General features: G+C 42.9%; 22 protein-coding genes. 15 read left to right on the forward strand and 7 right to left on the reverse strand.

Features of this window, described 5'->3' with window-relative positions; all coding sequences use genetic code 11:
* Window positions 1-148 precede the first annotated feature (148 nt).
* The 4 genes from A3K91_RS05300 to pncB all read left to right on the forward strand — a co-directional run bounded on the left by A3K91_RS05300 (window position 149) and on the right by pncB (window position 6,838).
* Entirely contained in the window at window positions 149-2,077 is a 1,929-nt protein-coding gene (locus A3K91_RS05300; RefSeq protein WP_062844323.1) for a glycine betaine ABC transporter substrate-binding protein, read from the forward strand.
* A gap of 95 nt (window positions 2,078-2,172) precedes the next feature.
* On the forward strand, window positions 2,173-3,132 hold the full coding sequence (locus tag A3K91_RS05305; protein ID WP_062844324.1) for an ATP-binding cassette domain-containing protein: 960 nt from the start codon (window positions 2,173-2,175) through the stop codon (window positions 3,130-3,132).
* 401 nt (window positions 3,133-3,533) lie between these two features.
* Window positions 3,534-5,333, forward strand: coding sequence for a bifunctional peptide-methionine (S)-S-oxide reductase MsrA/peptide-methionine (R)-S-oxide reductase MsrB (gene msrAB, locus A3K91_RS05310; protein ID WP_062844325.1), 1,800 nt, complete (start codon window positions 3,534-3,536; stop codon window positions 5,331-5,333).
* 278 nt (window positions 5,334-5,611) lie between these two features.
* A complete protein-coding gene (gene pncB / locus A3K91_RS05315) occupies window positions 5,612-6,838 on the forward strand; it encodes a nicotinate phosphoribosyltransferase (protein ID WP_062844326.1) in 1,227 nt (408 codons plus the stop codon).
* 5 nt (window positions 6,839-6,843) lie between these two features.
* Here the strand turns inward: pncB and xseB are convergent, their stop codons facing one another.
* The 3 genes from xseB to A3K91_RS05330 form a co-directional block, all read right to left on the reverse strand.
* Window positions 6,844-7,089: an exodeoxyribonuclease VII small subunit gene (xseB, locus tag A3K91_RS05320; protein ID WP_062844327.1), complete on the reverse strand. Its 246-nt coding sequence runs from the start codon at window positions 7,087-7,089 to the stop codon at window positions 6,844-6,846.
* A gap of 109 nt (window positions 7,090-7,198) precedes the next feature.
* Window positions 7,199-8,698 carry an exodeoxyribonuclease VII large subunit gene (gene xseA, locus A3K91_RS05325; RefSeq protein WP_062844328.1) on the reverse strand — a complete coding sequence of 500 codons (1,500 nt, stop codon included), beginning with the start codon at window positions 8,696-8,698 and terminating at the stop codon, window positions 7,199-7,201.
* Window positions 8,699-9,057: 359 nt separating this feature from the next.
* Window positions 9,058-9,426: a hypothetical protein gene (locus A3K91_RS05330; RefSeq protein ID WP_062844329.1), complete on the reverse strand. Its 369-nt coding sequence runs from the start codon at window positions 9,424-9,426 to the stop codon at window positions 9,058-9,060.
* A gap of 329 nt (window positions 9,427-9,755) precedes the next feature.
* Between A3K91_RS05330 and A3K91_RS05335 the strand changes: the two genes are divergently transcribed.
* From A3K91_RS05335 to purF, 11 genes are all read left to right on the forward strand, one after another.
* Window positions 9,756-10,415 (forward strand): alpha/beta hydrolase, encoded by a 660-nt coding sequence (locus tag A3K91_RS05335; protein ID WP_062844330.1) that lies wholly within the window; start codon window positions 9,756-9,758, stop codon window positions 10,413-10,415.
* Between the two features lie 127 nt (window positions 10,416-10,542).
* Window positions 10,543-11,643, forward strand: a complete 1,101-nt coding sequence (gene zapE / locus A3K91_RS05340; RefSeq protein ID WP_062844331.1) for a cell division protein ZapE — start codon at window positions 10,543-10,545, stop codon at window positions 11,641-11,643.
* 157 nt (window positions 11,644-11,800) lie between these two features.
* Window positions 11,801-12,460 (forward strand): nitroreductase family protein, encoded by a 660-nt coding sequence (locus tag A3K91_RS05345; protein ID WP_062844332.1) that lies wholly within the window; start codon window positions 11,801-11,803, stop codon window positions 12,458-12,460.
* Window positions 12,461-12,588: 128 nt separating this feature from the next.
* The gene (locus A3K91_RS05350) at window positions 12,589-13,884 is read left to right on the forward strand and encodes an NAD(P)H-dependent glycerol-3-phosphate dehydrogenase (RefSeq protein WP_062844333.1); all 1,296 of its coding nucleotides are present in this window, start codon (window positions 12,589-12,591) and stop codon (window positions 13,882-13,884) included.
* Between the two features lie 99 nt (window positions 13,885-13,983).
* The gene (locus tag A3K91_RS05355) at window positions 13,984-14,442 is read left to right on the forward strand and encodes a SixA phosphatase family protein (RefSeq protein ID WP_062844334.1); all 459 of its coding nucleotides are present in this window, start codon (window positions 13,984-13,986) and stop codon (window positions 14,440-14,442) included.
* A gap of 44 nt (window positions 14,443-14,486) precedes the next feature.
* Window positions 14,487-15,818, forward strand: coding sequence for a type II secretion system protein GspL (gspL, locus tag A3K91_RS05360; protein WP_062844335.1), 1,332 nt, complete (start codon window positions 14,487-14,489; stop codon window positions 15,816-15,818).
* A 32-nt stretch (window positions 15,819-15,850) separates the two neighbouring features.
* Window positions 15,851-16,420, forward strand: coding sequence for a type II secretion system protein GspM (gspM, locus tag A3K91_RS05365; RefSeq protein WP_062844336.1), 570 nt, complete (start codon window positions 15,851-15,853; stop codon window positions 16,418-16,420).
* Between the two features lie 304 nt (window positions 16,421-16,724).
* Entirely contained in the window at window positions 16,725-17,258 is a 534-nt protein-coding gene (locus tag A3K91_RS05370) for a DUF4870 family protein (RefSeq protein ID WP_228139920.1), read from the forward strand.
* A gap of 211 nt (window positions 17,259-17,469) precedes the next feature.
* Window positions 17,470-18,504, forward strand: a complete 1,035-nt coding sequence (locus A3K91_RS05375; RefSeq protein ID WP_062844337.1) for a quinone-dependent dihydroorotate dehydrogenase — start codon at window positions 17,470-17,472, stop codon at window positions 18,502-18,504.
* 124 nt (window positions 18,505-18,628) lie between these two features.
* Window positions 18,629-19,126 (forward strand): CvpA family protein, encoded by a 498-nt coding sequence (locus A3K91_RS05380; protein WP_062844338.1) that lies wholly within the window; start codon window positions 18,629-18,631, stop codon window positions 19,124-19,126.
* 318 nt (window positions 19,127-19,444) lie between these two features.
* Window positions 19,445-20,980 carry an amidophosphoribosyltransferase gene (gene purF, locus A3K91_RS05385; protein ID WP_062844339.1) on the forward strand — a complete coding sequence of 512 codons (1,536 nt, stop codon included), beginning with the start codon at window positions 19,445-19,447 and terminating at the stop codon, window positions 20,978-20,980.
* Window positions 20,981-21,147: 167 nt separating this feature from the next.
* Here the strand turns inward: purF and A3K91_RS05390 are convergent, their stop codons facing one another.
* The 4 genes from A3K91_RS05390 to secF form a co-directional block, all read right to left on the reverse strand.
* Window positions 21,148-21,507: an AzlD domain-containing protein gene (locus A3K91_RS05390; protein ID WP_062844340.1), complete on the reverse strand. Its 360-nt coding sequence runs from the start codon at window positions 21,505-21,507 to the stop codon at window positions 21,148-21,150.
* Window positions 21,497-22,228: an AzlC family ABC transporter permease gene (locus A3K91_RS05395; protein ID WP_062844341.1), complete on the reverse strand. Its 732-nt coding sequence runs from the start codon at window positions 22,226-22,228 to the stop codon at window positions 21,497-21,499. Before A3K91_RS05395 ends, A3K91_RS05390 begins: the two co-directional genes overlap by 11 nt.
* Window positions 22,229-22,351: 123 nt before the next feature.
* Window positions 22,352-23,776 (reverse strand): MATE family efflux transporter, encoded by a 1,425-nt coding sequence (locus A3K91_RS05400; RefSeq protein ID WP_062844342.1) that lies wholly within the window; start codon window positions 23,774-23,776, stop codon window positions 22,352-22,354.
* Window positions 23,777-23,979: 203 nt separating this feature from the next.
* A complete protein-coding gene (gene secF / locus A3K91_RS05405; protein ID WP_062844343.1) occupies window positions 23,980-25,239 on the reverse strand; it encodes a protein translocase subunit SecF in 1,260 nt (419 codons plus the stop codon).

Consider the following 25,239-nt stretch of genomic DNA (forward strand, 5'->3'; position numbering starts at 1 on the left):
GAAAAACACCTACATAAATAAGTAATAGAAACATGAATGAGCAATGAGGGTTTTGAGTCACAGTGAGAGTAGGCGAAGCACGACCAAAAGACTGTGACATTAATAGTCATTTTGCTACTGATATAAATAATAATAAATAGGACAGAGCATGCGTCAATGGATTGCATTAAGTGTACTGTGGATGAGCATGCTGTTACTGCCCATATCAGCGTCTGCCGCTTGTGAGTCGCCAATCAAATTTGGGGCACTTACGTGGGAGAGTGGCCAATTCATCTCTGGCGTGCTCAAATATATCGCTGAAGATGGCTATGATTGTACAATTGAGGAAGTGCCAGGCGCAGGCCCTGCGCTTGAGACTGCCTTGTCACAAGATGACATCCAAATCATCGGTGAACAGTGGGTAGGGCGCTCTCCAATTATGGAGCAAGCCATCGAAGAGAATAAAGTCGAGGTCATCGGTGACACGCTTAAAGGCGGCGCCACCCAAGGCTGGTATGTGCCTAAGTATGTCCTAGAAGAAAACCCTGGTTTGCGCAGCTACCAAGATCTGCCCAAATATGCTGAGTTATTTAAGGATCCTGAAAACCCAAGTAAATCCCGCTTCATGAACTGTCCTTCTGGTTGGACGTGTGAGATTTTCAATACCCGCCTGCTCAAAAACACGGGATTAGACAGTACATTCAACAATGCCCATCCTGGTACTGGTGCGGCACTTGATGCCGAGATTGCCTCTGCTTTTGAGCAGCATAAACCACTCCTATTTTATTATTGGCAGCCCACAGGGCTGATGGCAAAGTATGATTTTGCACCATTAGCGTTTCCTGCTCACAATGATGCTTGCTGGCAAGATTTATTGCGAGTAGATGGTACCGCTAATTGCGTCTCTGGGTTCCCTGTGTCACCTCTCGGCATCGCGGTCTCTACGCCATTCCTCGCAAGTAATCCTGAATTGGCAGAGGTGTTTAAACAAGTACAGTTTACCTCAGACGAGCTTAATGGCGCTATTTTGGAGATGAGCGAAAATAAGCGTAGCGGCGAAGAGCAAGCGTTAGTATTTTTACGTGAAAACCCAAACGTTTGGCAACAGTGGGTATCTGAAGAAGCGGCTACCAATCTTGCGAATAAGTTAGGTACTAGCGTGGATGGAGCCGCTAGTGTTGACAATGTAGCAACCAACAGTAATCTATTAGGTTTGTCTTCAAGTTTCCCTTCGTGGTCGCTTGAAACGCCACTGAACAATACGCTAGCAAATGTCGTCCAAAACTACGGTGATGTGTTTCGCACGATTAGTCACATGGCATTGACATATTTATTGCTACCTATTGAGCGCTTACTGACCGTCATTCCGCCATGGTTAATTATTGGACTGGTGACTATACTTGCATGGTTTGGCGTCCGCAAAATTTGGTTTGCGCTGGCATGCGGTGCAGGACTGTTTTTGATTGGCGCATTCGGATTATGGGGCGCATTGATTGATACTTTGGCGCTTCTAATTGTCTCTGTATTAGTCACAGTCGTCATTGGTATCCCTATCGGTATTGCCATGTCAGGCAGTCAGTTACTCCGCAGGATTGTGACGCCTATATTGGATGTGATGCAGACCATGCCAAGCTTTGTTTATCTGATACCAGTATTGATGTTGTTTGGTATTGGTAAAGTGCCTGCGTTGTTTGCCACCATTATCTATGCACTGCCACCGCTCATTCGTTTGACCATGCTCGGCATCACGCAAGTGAATCATGAAATGGTGGAGGCAGGGCGCTCATTCGGTAGCACGCATTTACAATTACTGATTTGGATAAAATTGCCACAAGCGTTACCGAGCATTATGGCAGGTATTAACCAAGCAGTGATGATGTCTCTTGCAATGGTAGTGCTGGCCTCTATGATTGGGGCGCCAGGTCTTGGCGAAGATGTATTACAATCGATACAAACGCTCAATATTGGTCAAGGCTTACAAGCAGGTACTGCCATTGTCATTGTAGCAATTATCATTGACCGTATCACTCAGGCATTCGGTCAAGGCAAGCGCGCGCGCCAAAAAACCATCGAAGCCGGCAGACGCCCAGTTGGTTAGGCACTTGATCAGTGGTAAAGACAATTCAGGTCAATAAGTTAAGTTACATTTGCAAAAACGATGCTCATAAAATAATACCAACAGCGAGAACAATGATGAACCATATCCAGCTCGAAAATATCAGTAAGATATATAACGCCACTAGCTCGCAAGCACAGTCTGCATTGGCGTTACTGGCAGAGGGTATGGATAGCATCAAAGTAAAAGAGCAAACAGGCTACTCAGTGGGACTTTATGATATCAATCTCGCGGTCAAAGCAGGCGAGCTACATTGCATCATGGGACTATCCGGTTCGGGTAAATCCACCTTAATACGTCATATCAATCGCTTGATTGATCCAACCAGTGGCAAGATATGGGTAGATACTTCTATCAACGCACATCATGCTACCAAAGAAACGGTGTCTGCAAACGGAACAAGCATTGTCAACGATCGTCAGCCCATGACGAGTACAAAAAAAACGCAGACAGATGCGCCAAACGTATCAGAAACTGAACGTTCGACCTCTGCTATCAACGTACTAGATTTTAATGATAAGGAGTTGCAACATTATCGCCAGCAAACTACCAGTATGGTTTTTCAGCATTTTGGCTTAGTACCGCATATGACAGTTATCCAAAACGTTGCTTACGGCTTACGAGTGCGCAAAATGAGTATTAAAGAGCGTCATGATGTGGCTCGGCATTGGCTCAATGAGGTTGGGTTGTCCAATTTAGAACGCAGTTATCCTGATGAGCTATCTGGAGGTATGCAGCAGCGTGTTGGTCTAGCACGCGCTCTGGCAACGGACAATCCAATTTTGTTGATGGATGAAGCGTTTTCTGCACTTGATCCGCTTATTCGTGCTCAGTTGCAAGACCAGTTGCTAGCGCTGCAAGAGCGACTAAACAAGACGATTGTCTTTATCACTCATGATATTGATGAAGCAATTAAAGTCGGTCAACGTATCAGCATATTAAATGGCGGACGTTTAATACAAACGGGCACACCGCAAGAGCTGCGTCTCAATCCAGCCGATGACTATGTCGCACAGTTTATGCATGTTAAAAACTAACCGTGGTCATTTCATACTTTTCATTCGGTACTGCGAGAATACTTGTATTAGATTTAACAATATTCATGCTTATCGAGCACCGATTATAAAAAACCTTGTCTTTGCCTCAATTTATCTCCATATAAGCATGTAGAGACAACAAGTATGCTTACTCTAGAGTAGTGATTTTTCTATATCACCACTATTACTACGTTGTTAAAAAAGTGTAGTGACCTCTTAATTACTATTAAAGTAAATTCCATTGTCAATGTATACTGTTAAGATGAGCTAATGCAAAAAAGCATGGGGTTTTTATCTTTGCAAAAGGTTCAATCTACTCTTTTTCGCTGATAACGTAAAAAGAGCATGAGTTATTATTTAATTCAGCCAATGGGCGTCAGACTTCGTAGAAGGGACATATTATGCCAAATAAACATATTCCAAATAAAGACCATAAGAAAGCTAATAAATTGGCTTCTGGCTCACCACGTGCGTCGTCTCGTTGGTTTAAAAATGCTAGTACGTTTGGCATGACGACCGTATTGAGTGCAGGCATATTAGTTGCTTGTGGTCAAATGAGCAATGCGGACAATAAAACGAGCAGTAGCGCTGGTAAGCAAACCAGTGCGACAAAAACTTCTCGTGATATGTTGCCCTCTGACATGCTTAAACAAATACAAGCGTTGCCGCAGCTGACAAAAGGGCTGGGCGATACAGGCGCTGATGTGATAGATCCTAACAAACCAACCTTGGTGAAGTTTTGGGCAAGTTGGTGTCCGCTTTGCTTAGGCACGTTGGCAGAAACGGAAGAGTGGCGTACTGACCCTAAGTTCGCTGATCTCAACGTGATTACTGTAGCAAGTCCGGGTCATTTGAACGAAAAAGAGGACACTGACTTTAGTACTTGGTATGCAGGCGTTCAAGCGGATTATCCAAAACTGCCTGTATTGTCCGATCCTTCAGGTGATTTGATTGGCAAACTTGGCGTGCAGGTGTATCCAAGTTGGGCCATACTTGATAAAAAAGGTAACTTAGTTCATTTGGTTAAAGGCAATCTCACGGCAGAGCAAGCCTATGCGCTGGCTGAAAATGCTGGTAACGATTTTGCTGAGCTCAAAGCAGGTACTGCAAAACCTGCCAACGCACAAGCATTGGACAACAACAGCAAGATCGAAACCATCAAGCAAAAAGATGGGGTCTACTATAATGATAAAGGCAAGGCGATTAATACGCGCTCAATTTATCTGGCAGGTGGTTGCTTCTGGGGTATAGAAGCTTATATGGAGCGGGTTGATGGTGTTGTAGATGCCGTGTCAGGTTATGCAAATGGTGACACAGCCAATCCAAGCTATGAGCAAGTGATTCGAGGTTCAGGACATGCCGAAACCGTCAAAGTGACTTATGATGCGGATAAAATCGACTTAGATACGGTCTTAAAATATTACTTCCGTGTCGTTGATCCAACCAGCGTCAATAAGCAAGGCAATGATCGCGGCGTTCAGTATCGCTCTGGCGTTTATTACACCGATAAAGCGGATAAAGCGGTTATCGATGCGGCGCTCAAACGAGTGCAGAGTCAATACAAACAAAAAGTCGTGGTCGAAAATGAAGCCTTAGACAATTTTTATTTGGCGGAAGCGTATCATCAGGACTATTTGGCAAAAAATCCCAATGGCTATTGTCACGTTGACTTGAGTTTGGCAGATGACAAACCTGCAGGTACGGCCTCTACCAAACTTGCTCCTGCCAATACAGTGGCTGAAGTACTAGATCCTAAGCGTTATGCTGGGTTCGACAAAGGCGCTCTAAAGAACACATTGACGAAAGCGCAGTATAATATTACTCAGGATGCAGGAACCGAACGAGCATTCAGTCATGAATATGATGAATTGTTTGCGCCTGGGATTTATGTTGATGTGGTAAGCGGTGAGCCATTGTTCTTATCCACTGATAAGTACCAATCTGGTTGTGGCTGGCCGAGCTTTACTAAGCCGATTGACATGCAAGTCATCACTCAGCATGAAGACAAAGCATTTAACATGGTGCGCACTGAGGTTCGCTCTCGAGTCGCGGATTCGCATCTTGGTCACGTATTCCCCGATGGTCCAAAAGATCGCGGCGGCTTGCGTTATTGCATCAATGGTGGTGCATTGCAATTTATTCCCGTCAATGTGATGCCCCAATCAGGCTATGCACCATTGGTCAAACTGGTAAAATCATAATAGCTTTGCAACAGTATTATTCATAAAAAAGACGCTAGGAGTTCTCTTAGCGTCTTTTTTATGGGAAATCTCTTATGGTAGTTGGCAAAAATAGTAAACAAGCGTAGTAATTTTGCTGCGATTAATCGTGAACTCTGAAATAAGCGACAAACTTCGTTATACTTAACGGTTTATCGAGTGCTGATTGTTTGTGCGCTTTTTTCATCGTTCTATTATGTCGCTTTAAGTATCAGGTGACGTTTATTTCTTATTCTTGCTTTTGTTTTTAAGGCCATAGTATGACCGTTACCTATGCACCTATTATTACCTCGTTACTTGATAACGATTTGTATAAATTTACCATGCTACAAGCCATGCTGCATCAATTCCCACAAACGCATGGCGTCTACCGTTTCCGTTGCCGCAATAATAAAGAAGCGCTCTATCCATTGGCTGATATCAAAGAGCAGCTTGAAAAACAATTAGACAGTTTATGTGAGTTGCGCTTTTTAGAAGATGAGCTGGAGTATCTGCGCAGTCTGCGTTTTATGCGCTCAGATTTCGTAGATTATCTTGAATTATTTAAACTCAAGCGTCGTTTTATCACTGTCAGCACAGATAGCGAAGGTCGTTTGTTTATCGATATTGAAGGCCCGATGATTCAGGCGATGTTCTTTGAAGTCTTTGTACTGGCGATTGTTAATGAGCTTTATTTTAGTGCTTTATCAAATGACAGTGTGATTGAAGAAGGTCAGCGCAGGCTGGATGAAAAAGTTGCACTAATGCATCATTATGCAGCAGAACAAGCCAAAGGTGATCGTAATAGACCGCCATTCATTGTTGCTGATTTTGGTACTCGCAGACGCTTTAGTAAAGCGTGGCAAGCGCATGTGGTTGAGACAATACACAAAGCTGAACCGAAGATAGTTGGCGGTACTTCTAACGTCTATTTGGCAAAACAGCTTGGTATGACACCAATCGGTACGATGGCGCATGAGTTTATGCAGGCATTTCAGGCATTAGATGTGCGTTTGCGTGATTCACAAAAAGCGGCACTCGAAGCGTGGGTACATGAGTATCGTGGTGATTTGGGCATTGCTTTGACGGATGTCGTTGGAATGGATGCGTTTTTACGAGATTTTGATTTGTATTTTGCCAAGCTGTTTGATGGGCTGCGTCATGATAGTGGCGATCCCTACGTGTGGGGTGATAAAGCCATTGCCCACTATGAAAAACTCAAGATAGATCCCAAAACCAAGATTCTTACCTTTAGTGATGGTTTGAACCTTGAAAAAGCATGGGAGCTGCATCAATACTTCCAAGGTCGTATCAAGACCAGCTTTGGTATCGGCACCAATCTGACCAATGATATGGGCATCACACCGATTAATATCGTGCTTAAGCTGGTTGAGTGCAATGGGCAACCAGTCGCCAAGCTGTCTGATAGCCCTGGCAAGACCATGATCAATAATGACACGTATCTTGCCTATTTGCGCCAAGTTTTTGAGGTTGATGAGCTAGAATAGCGTGTTTAACGGTCGTTATTTTCTGTCTTGTTTTCTTCGGCGAACGCGGCGTCCAAGGCTTGCTGTACGGCATTGATACGCGTTTCACAAACGCGATAAGCCGCAATAGATTCTTCGACGGTAGTCATCAGATTGTCAATATCAGGCTCGTCTTGTTGCTGTAGCTCAGTGGCATTGGTTTTTAAAATATCGTAAGCCGCCTTAAAGGTTTTTGGGGCGGCTTTTTTGCGTTTGCGAGTAGGGGTAGTCATAATCTGTCCTGATGTTCAAAATTAAGGTTAAGTAATTAGTATTAAGTAAAAAAACTGACTCTAAATATCGCAAAGTCATTATTTTTAGTGATATTTGGTAATCAGCTTTTTATGTAGCTTTTACATCCATGATCTGTGCTTTTGCTTTGCCATCCTTCAAGACAATGTGTACCATTTGTTCAGTATGAAGCTGAGTACGACTGGTGAGTATCTGTTTGTCTTTTTCATCTGTAAGTAAGGTGTAGCCTTGCTTAAGTATGCGGGAAGGGCGATGTAGTAGCACAATGTCCCGCAGATGCTCGCTGTCTCGCTGCGCTTGTATCAGCTGCTGCTGAGTACGGTGCATGATGGCCTTGTGCTGATTGTTACTGTAAGTAGAAGCAATGGATAACTGCTGGTAAGCCGCGGCTTGAATCTGGGTATTTAATTCAGCAGTTTGTCTTGCCGCTTGTTTTACTTGGCGCTGAGCACTTTGCTGAATGCTGCGCCACGCATAGTCACTGTCTTTTTGTAGAGCAGTTAGTTGCCCTGTGGTTTGCGTTTGTATTTGGCTTAATTGACGCTCTGCTCGCTGTTCCGCCATATTGAGTTGACGCTGGGCAGCTTGTTTGATCTGTGCTTGATATTGCAGCGTCTGAGTGATCAACTGTGCTAGGTGGCTGCTAATGGCAGCGATGACTTTTGAGGGCGTATCAAAGCTTGTATGAGCAACTTCATCTAAGATGACTTTGTCGCGTTCATGACCAATCCCTACCCAGACAGGAACTGGCTGCTCAGCCACCAAAGCGGCAAGCTCATAATCATTCAAATACGCCAAATCACCGACCGCACCGCCACCACGAATAATGACTAACAAATCAGGCAAGCGTCCGTACGTGTCTTGAAATTGCTGCTGGGCACTGACGATGGCTTGGCGTATTTCAGCAGGGGCATGATTGCCTTGAAAGGTCGCGTGATGGTAGTGAAAATGACAAGCGCCTGCCTCGGCTAAGCGATCGGCGTCCGCTTGAAAATCTCCTAATCCAGCGGCTTTTTCAGGCGCGATGACCAGCACGTGTTCGATATCAAAGGGAGCAGGGAGTTGCTGATTGAGGGTCAGTAACCCTTCACCTGTTAAGCGATCAACCATCTGGGCATATTGACGTGCCAAATCGCCTAATGTATAGCTAGGATCAATGTCTTCGATTGTGAGTGAGAAGCCATATTGGGCATGAAAGCCAGCTGCGACTTTAAGCAAAACAGTCAAATCGCGATCAAGTGGCATACCCGTCGCCCGCTCAAACTTGGCCAAAACACGCGCCGCTTTAAAGCGCCACAGATTGCCACGGCAGCTGGCTACGACTTTGCCATCGTCATCTTTTTCTGCTAATTCAAAATAATAATGACCGCCTTTACTCGACAGATTGCGAATCTCTGCTTTTACCCAGACACGGTGGTCAAAGGTTTGTTTGATAACCATGTCAACAGCGGTCAAATAGTCACTTAACCGCAATACTGTATTTTCTAGATGGTCTTCTTGCTCTGCCAATTCGGCTTCCAAGGTCGCCAAGTCTTTGGCAGGGGTTAATACTTGAGCATGTTTGAGATTTGAAAGTTTGGGTTTGCGCATAATATTAGACCAAAATGAGAAGAGCGTAGATGTGAGCCAAAATATGAAAGCTCTAAGTAGGGTATAGTTAATTTTTTATCAAGCGGACTCGATCAGTCTACTATTTTTAGTATTTTCACTTTTCTTCTGTATACCGGAGCTATAGTAAACTGATCATAGTTTAACGCAAAAGTACGGACACAAAAAGTAAAGCCAACAAGCGGCAATAAAATTCATGCAAACTTGCTGGCAATAGGTAAGTTTATCGTCATTCAACAAAGACAATGCGAAACATATGTCCTAGCAAAAATGTCGTCTTGATGTCTTAGTCTCAGAGATGATCTAAGGCGTTATCTGAAAAATGAGACAACGGATATATTTTATTGGCAACGGAAATTGATGGTGTACTCATAATCATCTTTACGTGATAAGTCTGGTGTGCCAGTACCAAAAATGGACCCAACAACCGCGCCAACTTGACCGACCATACGTCCAGTGCGCTCATCTAAAATCCCGTTATATTTGACGGTGTCATTGACAATAATGACTTGTTTGCTTCGACAGGTTTTTTGTGCATTATCAATCGCATTTTGTTGTGCTTTGACTTTAGTATCTGCGATGCCAGTGGTTTCATAAACCGAGTTGGCACGCTGAATAACGGGAGATGAAGGCGTACTTTGGCAAGCACTCAAAGCAAGTGCAGCGGCTAAAGTGGCCGTCAATGTAACGGTTTTGTTCAAAGTATTCATAAATGATTCCTAATTTCTGTCAGTTGACTATCAAAGTTAAGCAGGTGTGGTGGGTTGCTCAATATAGATTATAAATCTAACTCATTCTTATCTTGGGTGTCTAGACTGTTATTGTGTGGCATGACCACTGCATATTTTATCTTTTATATTATGACTAGGTTAAGTTTAAAGGTATGTAAAACGTGCTGATACTGCCACTATTGATAGACTTTATTTGTCGCTATCTATCAAAAATTGACACAAGCTGCACGCTGACACAGCAAATCACTTGAAATAAAAACCATATCTAGGATAATTGGTCTATTCATTCTTAACGAGTAAGCAATTTTATGCAATTGATTCCTGCTCCTGCTGGCGTGCTCGAAGTCGACGCACTGTGGCAACAAAACAATCCTAATGACCCTAACACGGATACCGTGGCGTTACTTTGTCATCCTAATCCATTATTCGATGGGACGATGAACAATAAAGTGGTGACGACTATGTACCGCTTTGCCCGTGATAGTGGGATGCATGTGGTACGTTTCAACTTTCGAGGCGTGGGTCAATCAACGGGCGAGCACGATTACGCGGAAGGTGAAGTGGTAGATGCGATGACCGTGTTACAATGGATTGCCGAACAAACCAATGCTCGTAAGTTATGGCTTGGCGGGTTTTCTTTTGGTGGCTATGTGACAGCGCGTGTGGCTGAGCAAGTAATTGAGGCCTCTCACATCTGGGGCGTAAGCGATTTTGAAATTGTTAATATTGCCCTGATTGCACCCTCTATCGAAAAAAATGAGAGTAGCGATATACGTTTGCCAGTTGATAAGACGTTTGAGATTTATGGTAATGCAGATGAAGTCATTGATCCCAAAAACATGCAGGCATTTGCTGATCATTTAGGAATTGAGGTCAGCGTCGTGGATGGCGCAGGTCACTTTTTTCATGGTCGCCTATCAGAGCTCAAAGGTTTGTTAGAAAAACACAGCTTTGGTAGTGAGATGTAGTTTTTCTCATTCGTCTTAGCGTATAGTCGTTTTATTTCATAAAGTTTTTGATGGCTTTGTCTTGATGTGATGAAGCCGAAACACGTTAGTACTTTCATATTCATTTTATCCAACGATGAGTCGTATTATGAGTTTATCTCCATTGCAACGTTACGAGCAAGCCGTCAGTACGGACGATTTTACTCAAGATGAACAGCAATTTAAGGCCATGAGCTACCTTGATGAGATTTATCATCAGCTCATCAATACTGCGCCGCAAAAAAAAGGCTTTTTTAGCTTCCTAAAGTCCAAGCCGACCGCACCAAAGGGTTTGTATATGTGGGGCGGTGTGGGCCGCGGTAAAACATGGATGATGGACATGTTTTACGATTCTTTGACTATTGATCGTAAGATGCGCCTGCATTTTCATCATTTTATGAAGCGTGTGCATCAAGAGCTACATAAGCTACAAGGTGAGAGTGACCCGTTAGAAAAAGTCGCAGATATTATTCATGCAGAAGCCGTCATCATTTGTTTTGATGAATTTTTTGTATCTAATGTCTCTGACGCTATGATTTTGGGCGATCTATTTACCATGCTATTCAATCGTGGTATCACATTGGTTGCCACTTCAAACATTGAGCCGTCAGGGCTTTATAAAGATGGGCTGCATCGTGACCGTTTTTTGCCAGCCATTGCCGAAGTTGAGCGTCATACGACAGTGATGAATATCGACTCTGGTATTGACTATCGCTTACGTGTGCTGCAACAAGCAGAACTTTATGAGTCGCCTTTGACCAAGGCAAACCATCACTGGCTTGCCAACCGTTTTGCCAGTTTGTCTAATAACCAAAAAATCAGTCATGCTCCGATTACGATTAATGGCCGTGAAATTAAGATTAACGCGCGTACTGAAGACATCTTATTTTGCGATTTCCGTCATCTATGTATGGAGCCGCGTTCAGCCTCTGATTTTATTGAAATCGCTAAGCAGTTCAACACCGTCTTAGTCAATTCAGTACCAGCATTAGATGATGATTTGCGTGATCCGACGCGTCGTTTTATTTACCTTGTGGACGAGTTCTATGATCGCCGCGTAAAACTCTTGGTTCGAGCAGAGCAGTCGATTTTAAATCTATATCAAGGTGAGAAGCTGGCATTTGAGATTGAGCGTACGCGTTCACGTTTGCTTGAAATGCAGTCAGAAGATTATTTACGGATGGCGCACCGCGTCGAAGACGGCGCCTAATAGGGATCTTTTAAACCCTTTGATAAAACTGAGTGTCTATGATGCGTTCAGTTTTAGCTTTTTTTGATAAAAATGTATACGCTGACAAAAATTAACGTATAAAAGAATGAATGTATTAACACAAATAGAAATAGATAATAATAAATAAGGAATGACAATGACCGAATCTAATAATGATGATAATGCAAAAAATGATAAAAAATTGGCCGTTAAGAACGTCACAGCTACTGATTCACCATTGGCTGCTGAGACGCTGATTGGTTGGATCAATTCAAGACGCAGTATGGGCAACTTAGATGCGCCAGCACCGACGCGCGCCCAGATCGAAGCGGCAATCGAATGTGCTGCCACCGCGCCAGATCACAAAAAGTTGAACCCATGGCGTTTTATAGTGACGCAGGGCGAGGCTCGTAATCAATTAGGGCACGCATTGCTTGAAGCTGCTCAAGAAAAAGCGGAACAAGAGGGTGAGGTGTTGTCTGAAAAAGACATTAAAAAAACCCAAAGTATGCCACTGCGAGCGCCTCTTATCATTACGGTGGTCACTAAAATACAAGCGCATAAAAAAGTTCCTCCCTTCGAGCAGATGTTAAGTGCGGGTGCTGCTGTCCAAAACCTTATTTTGGCACTAAAAGCACAAGGTTTTAGTACTGTATGGCGTACTGGACTACTATGTAACGAGCCTGCTGTGAAAGCTTATTTTGATGTTGGGTCAGATGATTATGTGACGGCTTTTGTTTATACTGGTACCAGCCCAAAAAATGCACCCACACGTAAACCCATTGATATCGAGCCATTGGTACGATTTGAGTCATAATATAGCTAAGCGCTGTCTACTAAGTAAAATTACCTTCTAACAAGACAGTCAGCCGCAGTAGCCAAACTTGGTAGGCACATAATGATACATTTTATGAATAATCAGTCAGTCAATATGGATAAAAGAACATGACCAGCCCAAATGATAGCAATAAAAACATTGGCAACGATGACAATAACACAGAGAAGAGCACACCTGATAAGCAAAACAGTTTGTTACTAGGTATCATCGAACGTGCGACCAAATCCGGTCTTGGTCGTAAAAAACTGAACCCTAGTGCGGTCGAATCAGCAGTGGCAAAAAACATGGCAGAGATTCACAGCAACCCTACTAAGCTGCGATTGGCCTTTTTAGGTGGCGGAAGTTTTGGTACGGCAATGGCGAACTTGGCCGCACGAAATGGCTGTGATACCACACTGTGGGTGCGCAATAAGCGTACCGTGAAGGCAATGATAAAAACTCAGACCAACAAAAAATACTTGCCAGGTTATAAGCTAGATGACCGTCTAAAATATAGTCATGACTTGGCAGCAACGGTAAAAGACAAGGACATTGTTTTTATCGCTATACCAGGTTTGGCCTTCAGAGAAACCTTAAAAAATATTGCCCCATTTATTAGTGGTCAATCTATCGTCTCATTAACGAAAGGCATGGAAAAGGACACGTTTGCCTTAATGAGCGATATCATCAAGGATGAGCTACCAGAAGTGAATTTTGGCGTGATGTCAGGGCCAAATTTGGCCATAGAAATTATGAAAAATATGCCTTCTGCGACGGTCATTGCTAGTGAGTCTGAACCGTTACGTCATGCGGTACAAGCAGCGCTGCACAGTGCATTTTTTAGAGTTTTTGCCAGCGATGATGTCAAAGGCGTTGAGCTTGGTGGTGCACTCAAAAACATTTACGCGATTGCGATGGGAATGGCGGCGGCCTATGATGTTGGCGAAAATACCAAAGCGATGATACTGACACGTGCTTTGGCAGAAATGAGTCGTTTCGGTGTCGAAGCAGGTGCAAACCCACTCACTTTTTTAGGGTTGTCAGGGGTTGGTGATTTATATGCCACTTGTAGCTCAGAATTGAGTCGCAATTATCGCATTGGTACGATGCTCGGTCGTGGCATGAACATAGACGCTGCTGTCAAAAAACTTGGTCAAACAGCTGAGGGTGTTAATACCATTCAGCAGGTACACGAAAAAGCGACCAAAGAAGGCATCTATATGCCTATTACTCACGCTCTGTATGCGGTCATTTATGAAGATAAAGCGGCTCTAGGGGTTGCTCTACATTTGATGGAAGCTGGTTTCCGCAGTGATGTTGAATTCGTCATGGCGCATGACCATAGTAATGCGGCACTGACTGCCCATATGAAAACATCGAGTAGTAGCGCTGAAAATAATAAGGACGACACTGACCATAAGTAAAGCCATTGCGATTAATGCTGCATCATCTGATTTCATCATGCAGCAATAAAATCAAATTAAGCTATGCCTTGTACCCAAAAATATCTAACAAGGACTGTCATGAAAATTATACTAGTACGTCATGGTCAAGCAGAAGATGAAACACGTCCTGATAGCGCCCGTCAGCTGACTGAATTTGGACGTAAGCAAGCCGCCCAAACCGCAGAATACGTGACAACTCATTATCACCCTGATCGTTTTGTTGTAAGCCCTTATGATAGAGCGCAGCAAACACTGGCTGAATTCCAAGCAAGAGCGCCAAAAGTGCCGTCAACAACACAGAATAATATTACGCCTTCTGATGATGCGCGCCAAGCTTTAATAGATATCGGTAATATCGAAGCGGATTGTCTTGTGGTGGTCTGCCATATGTCCATCGTTGCCTACATTGCTGGATTACTGACAGGAGATTATCCTGAGTCATTTTCTCTGGCAGAAGCGCGCGTGTTCGAAATGGACTTTGTCATGAGCGGTATGGCAAAAGAGATCGACCGCTTTGTTCCTGATCAGCCTTATTGATAATAGCCCTTCTATCATTGCTTCAATAATTAAGGACACGCTTAGTGTTACATGTTTGGTTACGAGCGCAGCATAGCCCACTAGCTGTATGGCATGAAGATGCACAACAATGGCAAACAGTCGATGGGTGGCAACAGCTACAAGCGCTCTATGGTAGTCATAAAAACAATGCTCACAAAACATTGTGCTTGTATTTCCCTTCAAGCCATCTATTACAAGTCGATACGGAGTTTACGGCTGCCCAACTTAAACAACTGGGCATTAGTGGTAAGCAGTATCTATTTGAAGAGATGTCATTGACCCCAGTTGAACAATTGGCCATTCGACAAATCAGTCATGCCGATCGTCATCAACTTTATGCGTTGTCACAAAATGATATCGAGTCGTGGCAGCAAAGTACCAAACTTGCTGGTATGACCATCACAGCGCTACTGCCTGATTTTTTATTGCTGCCAACGCCAGAAGAGGGGGCAGGACAGCAAGTGACGTTATATCAAGACACTCAAACCATGCTACTGCGTCAATCTTTACGTCAAGGTATGGCGGTCAGCTATTTGCCATTGATTTTTGAGCGTTTCCCGCATCTTAGTGAAGTCAACGTATTATCGCCCATAGCGTCTTTTGAAGACACGTCAACGCTCTTCAACAGTAATCCTCTTACGGATACATTTGGTGACTCTATTGCATCTCATGACATTGGACTGCAAAAGTCGTCAACGCCAACATCGTCCATGCCAACTGATTTTATGGCACAAACCTTAGCAACGATCACTGAGCATCAATTGTTATTGACCACACTGACAACGACGCCAAAACCCATTGAGAACCCTGATCGTCATGCGCTAAATTTCTTCATCAAGTCCACAGATTCACAATTGTCACCTTATTTGCGCGTGGCTATGATGGTCGCGCTGAGTGCATTGGTACTACAGATGGCGACGGATGGTGTGCAATGGTATCAATATAATAATGCAGCTATCGCAACCAAGAGTGAGATTGCTAAGCAGTACCAATCGTGGTTTGCTGATGAGCCTTTGAGCACTCGTACAAAGCTACAAGTACAATTGCAACCAAAATTGCGTAGTGACAGCCAAGCGCCTGATTCGCACATGGCTGCATTGGCTCGCATATCACCTCTTATCAAACAGTCTTCCTTGCATGCACAAGCACTGGTGATGCAGCCTTCATCACTCAGCTTTACCTTGATAGCGCCTGACCGTACTAGTTTGGATACATTTACAAGCACACTGACGGCACAAGGGTTAAGCGCCAAGCTTGCGCAAGTGAGCGGCAATGAGCAAGGGCAGTTTAGTGGTCAAATCACGGTAAGCGTGATAGAAAATAACGATACGCAAGCAAATACGGCGGCATCATAATCTCTATTAGCCATGGCAAACAAGGTCAAACAATGAAAAGATTACTACGCCGTAGCAAACGTCATAACGTCAATCCTGCATTCAGTAGCAGTATAGAAACGCATGCATTATCAAAGCGCATTAATAACTTTCAAAATGTTTTGTCAACGCGCTGGCAGTCATTATCTCCACGTGATCAGTTGGCATTAATCATATTGTCTACATTTTTATTATTATTTGTGGGTGGCTATGGCGGTTATAGCATTCACCAAGCGGCAAGTGATAGCAAGAGTGGCTATCAGGAGGAGGTGGCTGATTATTTTTGGCTGCGCGCACAAGCTGGTAATATCGATAGCAATACAATGCAGGCCAACACGCCTGATGGTGAGGCATTGCCACCTGCTAATAGTGTGAGTACAGTGCTAAATAGTGCTGGTATTACAAACGCTCAAGTAGTGGCAGCTGGCGATGCTGTTCAATTGAGCTTTACTCATGGCAGTCAAGCAGTGGTTAGTACAGCACTTGGTAAGCTTGAGCAGCAAGGTTGGCAGTTCACTCAATTATCCATGCAACAAGATCCCGCTAATAAGTCCATTCAGGTACAAGCAACAGTTGCCCTATAAACGGCTGTCTCTCTAGCCTTTTCCTATAGTCAATCCAATATAAAACCAAAGCAGTGCTGCCAACGTCATTTTTTCTTGCTTGCTATGCCTTCGCAGACAGAGGCTACAAAAATATGTCGTTGGCAATACATGATCATTGTTGTGCCTTTTTTATTTAGGATTAACTATACAATGATATCCTACTGTGATGGCTGATAACCGAAGCTGTTTAGCGCTTATTACTCGCATAGTTGCTGATATTGAAAAACCACTGCTCTGACACAATCAAATAATGATTAGTCACTGTCAGATAGGGATAATTACAATGAATCATTCTTCTGAGCGCAAACCTGATGATGCTGTACGTCAAAAAACTCGTACTGCTGACCACCATTACCATGATTCTGTTGATACAATGTCTGATCACAATATTGCCCAACGAGGAAAACACAGCATGATGAGCGACAATAAGCGCCGTTCTTTAATCACTTATAATCACGTTACTTATTTTTTGTATGTCATCAGCTATTTTACGGCAGGTTTGCTTTGGATTGTGCCGATTGTCATGAACTATGTGAAGCGCCATGATGCAGAGGGGTCCTGGCTTGCCACGCATTTCGATTGGCAAATCAAAACCTTTTGGTACAGTATCGTCTGGTTTTTCTTAGGCATTATTATTATTGTGTTTGCTTTGGGCGGTGTAGGTGTGAGTGTATTGGCAGACAGTGGAAACATTGCTATTGGTTCTGTGCTCTTGGCTGCTTTTGGTCTTCTTATTATGACCTTTACCTTTATTTGGCATCTTTATCGCGTCATTCGAGGGTGGATCGCATTAACGGATAATCGTCCTGTGCCTTAGGTCTCATCCAAAACTCATTGAATAGCAATCACGTTTAGTGACTACTCCTAATTAATTAGTAATAATTGATTTATGGATTGCTAAGAGGTAAATCTGAAAAATTAGCGCATGAAACTTTGCTCTTATTTCTGTTAAGCTGATATAATCGCAGCGCTTGATTTTATCAGCACTTTCCATCCACTATGTCTTTCGAGCAGGGTCTGTCATTACTATGTCTTATGCCTTACTTCGCCCTTTTTTGTTTAATATGGATCCAGAACATGCCCATGAGATGACTTTGTCTTTATTAGACAAAGCTCATAAAGCCCGTGTCTTAGGGCTGGTATATGGTCAATCAATGCAACCAACCGATTGTATGGGGTTGCAGTTTTCGAATCCAGTTGGCTTAGCGGCAGGACTGGACAAAAATGGTGATTACATTGATGCCCTTGCGGAACTGGGATTTGGTTTTATAGAAGTCGGTACGGTTACGCCGCGTCCTCAAGTAGGGAATGATAAGCCGAGATTGTTCAGAATAAAACAAGCCGATGCTATCATCAATCGTATGGGGTTTAATAACCAAGGTATCGATTATCTGGTCGAAAATGTCAAACGCTGTAAATATAAAGGCAATATTGGCATCAATATTGGCAAGAACGCCGATACACCAGTAGAGCAAGCAGCAGATGATTATGTTTATTGTTTAGAACGCGCTTATCCGCATGCTTCTTATATCACGGTGAATATCTCTTCTCCCAACACGAAGAATTTACGCGATCTGCAAAGTGGAGATGCTTTAACTCAGCTATTGGATACGATTAAAAATCGTCACAGTCAGCTGGCAACCGAATACGGCTTTTATGTGCCTTTAGTACTCAAAGTTGCACCTGATCTAGAGCCTATGCAAGTCGATTACATCTCACAGCAGTTACTAGATTTCGAAATAGACGGTTTGATTGCGACCAATACGACGTTGAGCCGTGTGGGGGTTGAAGATTTACAAGATGGTGATCAAATGGGTGGATTATCAGGTCGACCAGTGAGCCACATTAGTACCCAGATTTTACAACAGTTCTCTGATCAGTTGGGTGATAAAGTCACGTTGATCGGTGTTGGCGGTATTGATAGTGGTGCCAAAGCCGTCAAAAAAATAGAGGCAGGTGCAGATATGATACAGCTTTATACAGGGCTTATTTATCGTGGCCCTGGGCTGGTACAATCCTGTATTCAAGCAATCGGTGGCTATTACGACGCTATGGAAGGTTAGAGTGAAATTAAGACCTCGCTATTTACTTGAAAATACTGGCTCTTGAAAGCGCTTTTAACCATCTATGACGTTATAGAACCTGAACAAACCCCAACAAACATGAATAAAGTATGAGGCGTAACACATGAGTGGTCTAGATATCGTGATTGCTGTTGTTGTCTTGATTGGCTTATGGCGCGGCTTTCAAGTAGGACTGATTAAAACAGCCGTTGGTTTGGCAGGCTGGTTTATCGCCTTTATTGCTGCTACGCGTTTAGCAAGTGCGGTGTCGCCTCAATTATCAGGAGTCGTGCAAAACCCTGTGTTACAGTTGGCGCTGGCATTTTTACTAGTGGTAATTATCATATTGGCCATCATGCATTTGGTCGCGTTTGTGTTTTCAGGTGTGCTAAAAACCTTGCGGCTGGGCATTTTTGATAAAATGGCAGGCGGCGTATTGGGTGCTGCCAAAAACGTGCTGATGATATTGGTTGTCCTTAGTGTCAGTGCGCCCTTATTGGTACAAATGCCGCAATGGCAAACTTCAGTTCTTGCGCCTGAGTTATTACCTTATGCACCGATGGGCAGAGAGCTTGTGTCAAATGTGTTTGGTATGGCTTGGGATCAAATCAACCAGTCATAATTGTTATACTTCGAATTTTCGTCCTCATGAGTCAAATACTCATACCTTATGGTTTCAGCTTTTTATAGCCTCTATAACATCAACCTCGTCTTTGTAACCTATCCTTGATAAAAAATTATTTGATAGCATTTAGGCTACATAAATGACGATAGATAAAGTATCGATAGCTCATTTTTCTAACAATCAAAGATATATATACTTTTTAAACGTTTAACATCATCAGGTCAGCGGTGACTGACAGCTCAAATGTTTACTAGCGTGCTGTCAAAAATTACCGTTATTGTAATACTAATGTATGGGTCAAAATAGGATATAACTATGTGTGGAGTCATTGGGGTTGCAGCTCATGAGCCAGTCAATCAGATTCTTTATGATGGTTTAACGATGCTACAGCATCGCGGCCAAGACGCAGCAGGTATCGTTACTTTGCAGGATGGACGACTTTATCTACGTAAAGAAAATGGTATGGTTCGTGACGTCTTCATGAATCATCATATGATGAAATTGGTTGGTAAGTTTGGTATCGGTCATGTACGTTATCCAACCGCGGGTACGTCTAGTAGTGCTGAAGCTCAGCCATTTTATGTTAACTCGCCTTATGGCATCACGCTTGCTCACAATGGTAACTTGACCAACGCTGAGAGCTTGGCTAAATCACTGTATATTGAAGATCGTCGCCATCTCAATACTGACTCAGATTCTGAAGTATTACTAAACGTACTTGCTCATGAAATGCAAAATTTGGGTAAAACCAATCCAACAGCTGATGATATTTTTGAAGCAGTAAAAGCTGTCTATAGTCGCTGTGAAGGCGCTTATGGAGTAGTGGCTTTGATTACCGGTCATGGCTTATTGGCTTTTCGTGACCCGAATGGTATTCGTCCGCTTATCTTTGGTAAACGTATGGCAGAAAATGGTGGCACTGAGTATATGGTTGCCTCAGAATCAGTCGCATTGACAGGTTCAGGCTTTAGCATTATTCGTGATGTGAAGCCAGGGGAAGCCATTTTTATCGATTTAGACCATAAGCTTCATACGCATCAATGTGTAGAGCCAAAAGAATACACACCTTGTATCTTCGAATATGTTTATTTTGCTCGTCCAGATTCAATCATGGACAATATCTCTGTCTATAAGTCACGCCTACGCATGGGTGAAAAACTGGCAGATAAAATTTTGGCTGAATGGGGTGAAGATCACGATATCGATGTCGTCATTCCTATTCCAGATACGTCGCGCACTTCTGCGATGGAGTTGGCGCTGAAGATGAATGTTAAATACCGTGAAGGGTTTATGAAAAACCGCTATATCGGTCGTACGTTTATCATGCCAGGCCAACAGCAACGCAAAAAGTCGGTTCGTCAAAAGCTCAGTGCGGTACCGTTAGAATTCAAAGGTAAAAACGTACTGTTGGTAGATGATTCTATCGTTCGTGGTACGACGTGTCATGAGATTATTCAAATGGCTCGAGACGCGGGTGCTAATAAAGTATTCTTTGCAAGTGCAGCGCCACCAGTAAAATACCCAAATGTCTATGGTATTGATATGCCTGTGCGTAGTGAGCTGATTGCGTCAGGTCATACCACAGAAGAGGTACGAGACATTATTGGTGCTGATCGTCTAATTTTCCAAGACTTAGACGATTTGATTGATGCCGTCAAAGACACCAAGCACAGTAGAGTTGAAGGCTTTGATTGTGCCGTCTTTAATGGTTGTTATATCACGGGTCAAATCAATGAAGCCTACCTTGATCATCTACAAAAACAGCGTAGTGATACTGCCAAGACAGGTAAAAAAGGCGTACAAATAGTCGCTGATACACCAGTCGATATGACAGGTGTTGAAGAGATGTAAATAGTTCTAGCTAGAAAATAATTCCAAAAAAAGGCTGCATCTTCATTAGAATGCAGCTTTTTTTTGTCCAAAATATGACTAAGCTATATTTCATACTTTACTGATGCTTTACTTAATACAAGCTGCGATTAACTGACTTCATTAAAGTATTCAATATGAGATTATGCTTAGCTTAAAAAATGAGTAAACACCCATAATAGACCATTGATTGCCGCAATACCAACGACCATGCTGACCAGCAAATGACGGCTAACATGATAAACGAGTAAGACCAAAAATAGAGCACCAACTTGTGCCATCAATAAGTGTAACTCTGCACTCTTGATACCATTAGTAGCAGACAAGCCTTGATAAGAGAGACTGGTTAAAATAAGTAGTACCATAACAGAAAGGGGTAGACTCTCATTCAACCGATGCAGCCAAGGCGTATCTAGAAGTTTTTTTGGTATCAAAGCAGGCAATGCACGAGTGACAAAAGTAACAGCCGCCATCGCAAAAGTAGCAAAAATAAGATAACTACTGCTCATGAGTTCCTCCTGTTACATTGTGCTGTGTCCAAATACCACGTACTAAAATCATCACCATACAAATGGTGATAGCCACCAGTAATAACCAATTACTCGTAAATAAAGAGGCAATGGCTAAAGAAACGACAGCAATAACAATAGGGAAATAGCGTTTGATGCTTTGAAACTGCTCATAAGCCAAAATGGCAAACAAACAAACCAATGCAAAATCTAAGTGTGGCACCAAGTCACTAAGCGCACCTCCAATTATTACGCCAACCAAGCTTGCCAACACCCACCAACTTTGATTAAACAGACTTATGGGCAACATCAACGCCTGTTTTGATTCGTTAGGTAGGCTGGTTATGACTGAGAAAGTCTCGTCAGTCAATGCAAATAAACAATAGGCTTTGGCAAGCTTTTGCTTGGGTAAGTAATTCAGTAACGGCATACCATAGAACACATGACGCAAGTTGATGGCGGCAATATTGGTGGCGATGTTACCAATCGGCAAACCAGCGCTTAGCATAGGTAAGCAAGCATACTGAGCTGCACCAGCATACAAAACGATACTGAGCATCATTACTGCCCATATAGGGATACCAGCAACTTGCGCCAGTACGCCAAAAGCGATGCCTGCGGGTAAATACCCCATGGCTACTGGCAGACTTTTTTTAAAGCCTTCAACCCAATCATAGTTGGTTTCAAACGGTTGATTTAATTCATTTGAGCGAGTCGTCACGTAACATCCTAGTTTTTTACTATTATTCTTTGGTTGTTAAATTGGTTAATCGAAAATTAAGCATTATCAAAAATACTGAATTAAAAAATTCATTTAGACAAGAGCATGTTTATTAAGCAAATATCACACAGTGGGCTGTAGCTTTTCATAGCTGCCTGTCTGGTGAGCACGATATAAAAAGATACCCAAAATAAAGAGTCTTAGTAGTAGGAGACACCATACGCTCAGCCAAATACCTGTCATATCCCATTGTTGATACAGTAACCAGCTTAATGGGAAGAAGATGGCAGCAAGTATTAAGGCGGCATTGCGAATCACACTACCAGCCGTTAAGCCAAAAAATATACCGTCTAGCCAATATGCTCCCACACCCACGAGTGGTAGCAAGACAGCGTACAGACGATAGTCATTAGCAAGGGCAAAAACGGTGTCAATATTGGTCATCAATTGTAAATAAGTTGGCATCAAAAGCCACCATATGGTGCTTAGAATTATAGCAAGTCCATAGCTAACAATTCCCGTTCGCTTAACAATAAGGCGAAAACGTGGCCAGTCTCGCCGTCCTGCTGCTTGTCCGCTCAAAGTTTCAGCAGATACCGCTACGCCATCAAGGGCAAAAGCGGAGATGCTAAGCACTTGAAGTAAGATAGCATTGGCTGCCAGTATTACATCTCCACTTTGGGCTGATAGTCGGGTGATCCAAGCAAAACTAAGGGTCAAGATGAGAGTGCGAATAAAAATATCTTTATTCAGAGAAAATAGCCTAAGTATCTTCTCCTTGGTAAAATACTTAGCATCAGCTTGAAATAATTCTGTCCAAGATATTCCTAAATGTTGACGGCTTAGCCATAGTGCTAGTAGAACACCTGACCAAAACGCAATAGTAGTACCCAATGCCACACCAACCAAGCCCATTTGCAGACCAAACACAAAAAATAGGGTTAAAATAATATTTAGTATGGCAATAAAACCTTGTTGATACAGCATATAACGTGTTTTACCTTGGCCTGCAAACCAACCGATAAAAGCAAAGTTCATCAATTCAGCTATCACACCCCAAAATCTTACATCCAAATAGGTTTTTGCAGCAAGACCACTTTCAGGATTTGCTGATAATGCTTGTAAACCAAAGTCAATGATCCAAGGCTTTGCCAATAGTAAAATAGCGCCAATGACAAATGCTAATAGTAAGGCACGCTGTAAGATAGAAAGTAGAGGCGATGGAATTATGTTTGATGAATCATTTGTCTCTTGGACAGAGCCATTACTATGACCAGCCAGTTGTCCAATTGCTTGAGCCGACAGTCCAGAGGAGGCGTATTGCAAAAAGTTAAAGCTGACGAGTAATAAGGACAGCAATTGTATGGCGAGACCCATCCCAGCAAGTTTGGCAGTTTCATTCATGTTACCGACGATTGCCGTATCGATCACACTTTGTAGTGGCATGGCTAAGTTGGCCAATAATACTGGCAAAGCAATAGCAATGATCCGCGCATATCTGGTATCAATCGGTGGCATCGTACTAGAGGGCGGTGTAGTAATGGACATTTGCGGCTCGTTTATATTTAGGTAATAAAGAGAGTGCGGTTAGTTAATTAAGGTTGTCAGTTAATCAAATCACCAGATCGCCATAGCATGTTTGATAATTAAAAAAATAGCCATAAAGATAAAAGCACCTAGACCCATTATTCATGAGTCAGGTGCTTCGATTTAACAGTCATTTTTTTGCAATCAGCTAAATATTGAGAGTGTTAAATTTTTTCTTGCTCGAACATTTTTGGATCATTAAAAGTAACAATTTCTTCTTCGAACTCTGGTTTTACTTTGACAATGAAATCATCGCGAGACAGACCCATACGTAATGGGATTGAGCTGGCAATATAAGTTGATGAGTAAGTACCCGCCAATAACCCGATAAACAATGCCACTGAGAACCAGAACAAGCCATCGCCGCCTAGGAACAACATCGCTAAAACCACCAATAACACGGTAGAGATTGTCATAATGGTACGACGTAGTGTCTCTGTCAATGACAAGTCAATAGTCTGACGCGGTGTGATACCGCGGACACGACGGAAATTCTCACGGATACGGTCATACACGACAATCGTATCATTGATAGAGTAACCGACCAATGCCAAGACAGCTGCCAAAACGGTTAAGTCGAAAGGAAAACCAAATAGGGCAAAGACACCAATGGTTACGATAGCATCATGAAACAGCGATAGTACGGCGCCAAGAGCGAGTTTGAACTGGAAACGTAAGGCAACATAGCCCAACATACATACCAACGCCAACACGAGTGACATAACTGAGTTTAGGTAAATTTCATTACCAACTTGGCTACCAATAATATTAACATTACTGATTTCGACGTCATTATTAGGTAGAGACAGCGCTTCGTTAAGGCTAGCATTCAATCCGTCAACGCTATCCGATTGGGGAGGAAGGCGAATCAATAGCTCTTCTCGAGTGCCGAGATACTGTACTACTGCATCATCAAAACCATTATCAGCCAATGATTGTACCACTTCAACCTGCTCGACGGGCTGCTCATAACGCACATCTGCTGAGACGCCGCCAGTAAAATCAAGACCCAAGTTCAAGCCATTGACTGCAATCGCAATAATACTACCAATCACAAGAAACAAAGATAGAAATATCATTGGCTTTTCTATCTTCAGAAATGGAATGATACGCTGATCACCTACCGCTTTGATACCACCTTCAGCAGCTGCAGCTGCATCATCGGCAGCGTCACTTGACGGTAAGTTTGGATCAGTTACCTGAGTTGCCAATGCCTTACTGTCTTTTTCGCTACCTTTACCACTGCGACGAGACTTGCTTGTCGTTGACTCGGCAGTAAAATTGTTGGTTTGGGTATTGCTACCTTTGCCGTTGCGACGTGGTTTTTTACGGCGACGTGTGCTTGCGTCAACATTCGAGCCATTTGAACCGTCTCGATCTGGATTGTTTTGTTGTTCTAAAGGATTATTCTTATCAATCGTCAT

The organism is Psychrobacter alimentarius (genome assembly GCF_001606025.1).
Taxonomy (GTDB): domain Bacteria; phylum Pseudomonadota; class Gammaproteobacteria; order Pseudomonadales; family Moraxellaceae; genus Psychrobacter; species Psychrobacter alimentarius.